At 46.1% G+C, this 3,205-nt stretch carries 2 protein-coding genes and 1 pseudogene; 1 reads left to right on the plus strand and 2 read right to left on the minus strand.

Annotated elements, in window-relative coordinates; translation table 11 throughout:
* The coding region (locus tag BN93_RS05660) for a 4-alpha-glucanotransferase (RefSeq protein WP_044259997.1) at positions 1-1,517 on the minus strand (1,517 nt) is incomplete at its 3' end.
* A 310-nt stretch (positions 1,518-1,827) separates the two neighbouring features.
* Between BN93_RS05660 and BN93_RS19050 the strand changes: the two genes are divergently transcribed.
* Positions 1,828-1,914, plus strand: coding sequence for a hypothetical protein (locus BN93_RS19050; protein ID WP_394329927.1), 87 nt, complete (start codon positions 1,828-1,830; stop codon positions 1,912-1,914).
* A gap of 956 nt (positions 1,915-2,870) precedes the next feature.
* Here the strand turns inward: BN93_RS19050 and BN93_RS18480 are convergent.
* A pseudogene (locus BN93_RS18480) lies at positions 2,871-3,205 on the minus strand (hypothetical protein); the annotation flags it as partial.

Below are 3,205 nucleotides of genomic sequence, written 5' to 3' on the forward strand. Positions count from 1 at the left end.
GGGAAACCCCAATTCTGACCTTTAACCGAGAAATCGTCGGGTGGTGCGCCTGCTTGTCCGTCGAGGTTAAAGTAATGTGGTTCGGTCCACACGTCGCAACCGTGTCGGTTTACGCCAATGGGGATGTCGCCTTTAAGTATTACGCCCTTAGCGCAAGCGTGTTCGTGTGCATGGCGCATTTGGGTGTAAAGCAAATACTGAACAAAGTAATGGAAAGCCACCTCCTTGTAAGCCTTGGTTGTGGGCGTTGAGAGGGCTTTGCGTTCGGCCTCGTCCCACGTGTTGTGGTCGGGCCATTGGGTAAAGTCGGCCGTGCCGTAGAGGTCGCGGAGATAACAATATTGGGCATAGGGCACCAGCCAATAGCTCTCTTCTTCAAAGAACTTCTTAAAGTCCTCTCCCTTCATCATCTCTTTGCCCTCTTGCTCGAACAGCAGTTTAAGATACGCCGTTTTGGCGTTGTTCACGCATTCGTAATCAATCTGCGACAGCGCGTTAAGTTCCTGCCGCAAGGCCTCGAAAGCCATGCGGTCTTCTTCTTTCTTCAACAGCGGCAGCGCATTGAGGTCTACATATTGCGGATGAAGGGCAAAAATACTGATGCAGCTGTATGGATAAGAGTCGGTCCAGGTGTGCGTTGTGGTGCTGTCGTTGATGGGCAACACCTGCAAAACGCGCTGATTTGTTTGTGCCACAAAGTCTATCATGGCTTTAAGGTCGCCAAAGTCGCCCACGCCAAAGCTGCGTTTGGTGCGCAACGAGAACACGGGCACAAGCGTTCCGGCAAAGCGTTCGTCCCAAAGCTCGAAGAAAGCTTGGTGCAATTGGTACACGCAAACCTCGTTTTTGCCAATCTGCGGCAACTGCAACTCGCGGTTATAACCCGTTTCCCAAAGCGGCGCAACGCGGTTGTCGGCATCAACGGCCACAAACTTCACGGCTATTTCTTCGCCTTTCAGTTCGTCGAGATTGAGGTCCACCACCCATTCGCAATCGTTTACCTCGGCCATGGGCAAGGCTCGGTCAAGTGCCCACGCGCCAAGTGCCAGGTCGTCGCCCACTAATACGAGGCGTTGCGAGGCCCGCAGTTGTGGTGCGCGCACCACCAAGCGCAACGTCCGCTCGTAATCAGATGCGGGCATGGGTTGCAGGTTGCGGCGTTTTAGGCACTGGGCAAAAGCCGAAGTGTATTGATAGGCATCTTCGGGAATGGCATGCCATTGGTCGTAAACGTGATAAGCGTTGGCTTTAAGCGCACTAAGCGACAGGCGATGTGGATGCAAGGCCCACTCCTTACGCCTTGTCACACCCGCACTATCCACACAATAGAAGTACTGCACGACGTTTTGGCAAGCGTCGGGCAACTTGTTTATACAACAAATCCAGCGCAATCCGTCGACGGTGTTCATGCGGTATTGCGTTGTTAGGCATTCGCCCTTGTCGTTATTAGTAACGATGTTCAGCACCAATTCTTCTCCGAAGACGGTCTGGTAATCAATATTGAAATATAAATTCATAGACTAAGGGGTTAGTAAACTCGGCATAAAGTTAGGCATTATTCGCAAGAGGTTCGCCCTTAAAACGGGGAAATGTTTATCTTTACGATGCAAACGATTGCGCTAATGCAAAAAGAGAACTAAAATAACGGAAAGACCACTTCTTTATGTTTCTTATGTTCTTATGTCAAAACGGACGTATTTAGGTCACAACACGAAGAGATGAACGTTTTCGTTAAGCCAAATGAACAATGCCGAGCTTGCTCGAACATTGTCATGGCGAGAAAACGCACTTTTCGAGGAAAGAGAAAAGGACAATTAACTCGTCCTCTTGTCCACTCGTCAACTCGTTAACTTGTCAACTTGTCAACTGGTTAGCTTGTCAACTCGTCAACTGGTTAGCTTGTCAACTGGTTAGCTTGTCAACTGGTTAGCTTGTCTACTCGTCAACCCGTCTACCTGTCCACTCGTCAACTTGTCTACTCGTCAACTCATCAACTTGTCTACTCGTCAACTTGTCTACTCGTCAACTTGCCAACTTGCCAACTTGTCAACTCGTTAACTTGTCAACTCATTAACTTGCCAACCCGCCAACTCGTTAACTCTCTAACTCAAACATTGTCAACTTTTCAGCAAGAAATTTAACATCAAAAGTGCCCTTTTTGTCCACCAATCATCCACCATGCCGCAAAAAATCGATTCTCGCGAAGGTTTGTTTTGATGTAAAAAGGGGTTAGCCTGCAAATGCGGCAAAATGAATATTTATTTAAAGAAGTCGCCATTTGCACCAACTTTTGGGCTATTTATAGCAAAAAGTAGTGCAATATGCCGCAAAACGCAGTGCGTTTTGGTGCTAAATGCAGTGCGTTTTGATGCTAAACGCAAGGTAAAATGGTGCAAAACGCAGTGAAAAATGCAGCTAAACGCAAGCCGAAAAGCATAAATATCCGCTGCTATGGTATAAATAATACCCTTTCGAGCCATGAAAAACATGGCTAAAAAGGGCAAAACAGCGATTAAAAAGTGGGATTTTAGGGGCTAAAAGCAGGTAATTGGAGTTGGAAAAACACGAGTTGGCAACCAAACTAGAAAGGCAAAATGGTGCAAAATGCAGGTTCTTTGCTTAAAGATAGACAAACAGGAAGACGTGAAAGGTTAGAAATGGTACTTATTTCCCTACTTTTCAACCTAGATTTTCGCTAGAACGGAACGAGAACTTGAGGCCAATTGTAAAAAAAATAATAAGGATTTAAGTTGGCGAGGTAGTGAGTTTTTGAGTTGATGAGTTGGCGAGTTAGTGTTTTTTTGAGTTGGCGAGGTGATGAGTTTCCGAGTCGATAGGTTGATAAGTTGATAAGTTGGAAAGTTTTTGAGTTAATGAGCTTGTAAGTTGGAAAGGTGGTGAGGTGATGGGTTTGTAAGTTGATGAGTTGGCGAGTTAGTGTTTTTTGAGTTGGCGAGGTGATGATTTTTCGAGTCGATAGGTTGATAAGTTGATAAGTTGGAAAGGCTTTGAGTTAATGAGTTGATGAGTTTGCAAGTTGGAAAGGTGGTGAGGTGATGGGTTTGTAAGTTGTTGAGGTGGCGATTCAGTGTATTTTTGAGTTGGCGAGGTGATGATTTTTCGAGTCGATTGGTTGATAAGTTGATACGCCAGTTCGGGATAAGGATTTGCTTAGAATAGCTCCAATTGCCTACTCTTTTCAATG

Source organism: Prevotella conceptionensis 9403948 (assembly GCF_000312305.1).
Taxonomy (GTDB): Bacteria; Bacteroidota; Bacteroidia; order Bacteroidales; family Bacteroidaceae; genus Prevotella; species Prevotella conceptionensis.